Annotated in this window: 1 rRNA gene; it reads left to right on the plus strand. The window is 48.8% G+C overall.

Features of this window, described 5'->3' with window-relative positions:
- Positions 1-1143, plus strand: a 23S ribosomal RNA gene (locus MFF34_RS27995); the annotation flags it as partial.

Below are 1143 nucleotides of genomic sequence, written 5' to 3' on the forward strand. Positions count from 1 at the left end.
GTTGAAAAGTGCTTGGATGACTTGTGGGTAGCGGAGAAATTCCAAACGAACTTGGAGATAGCTGGTTCTCTCCGAAATAGCTTTAGGGCTAGCGTCGATGTTAAGTCTCTTGGAGGTAGAGCACTGTTTGGGTGAGGGGTCCATCTCGGATTACCAATCTCAGATAAACTCCGAATGCCAACGAGATATCATCGGCAGTCAGACTGCGAGTGCTAAGATCCGTAGTCGAAAGGGAAACAGCCCAGACCACCAGCTAAGGTCCCAAAATAACTGTTAAGTGGAAAAGGATGTGGGGTTGCACAGACAACTAGGATGTTAGCTTAGAAGCAGCTATTCATTCAAAGAGTGCGTAATAGCTCACTAGTCGAGTGACCCTGCGCCGAAAATGTACCGGGGCTAAAACAGTTTACCGAAGCTGTGGATGACACAAAAGTGTCATGGTAGGAGAGCGTTCTATGTGTGAAGAAGGTGTACCGTGAGGAGCGCTGGAACGCATAGAAGTGAGAATGCCGGTATGAGTAGCGAAAGACAGGTGAGAATCCTGTCCACCGTAAGACTAAGGTTTCCAGGGGAAGGCTCGTCCGCCCTGGGTTAGTCGGGACCTAAGGAGAGACCGAAAGGTGTATCCGATGGCCAACAGGTTGATATTCCTGTACTAGAGTATATAGTGATGGAGGGACGCAGTAGGCTAACTAAACCGGACGATTGGAAGAGTCCGGCTAAGCAGTGAGGTGTAAGATGAGTCAAATGCTTATCTTTATAACATTGAGCTGTGATGGGGAGCGAATTTTAGTAGCGAAGTTAGTGATGTCACACTGCCAAGAAAAGCTTCTAGCGTTTAATGATACTCTACCCGTACCGCAAACCGACACAGGTAGTCGAGGCGAGTAGCCTCAGGTGATCGAGAGAACTCTCGTTAAGGAACTCGGCAAAATGACCCCGTAACTTCGGGAGAAGGGGTGCTGACTTAGGTCAGCCGCAGTGAATAGGCCCAAGCAACTGTTTATCAAAAACACAGCTCTCTGCTAAATCGTAAGATGATGTATAGGGGGTGACGCCTGCCCGGTGCTGGAAGGTTAAGAGGAGGGTTTAGCGCAAGCGAAGATCTGAATTGAAGCCCCAGTAAACGGCGGCCGTAACTAT

This window comes from Pseudomonas sp. PAGU 2196, from assembly GCF_022179005.1.
Lineage (GTDB): Bacteria > Pseudomonadota > Gammaproteobacteria > Pseudomonadales > Pseudomonadaceae > Aquipseudomonas > Aquipseudomonas kermanshahensis.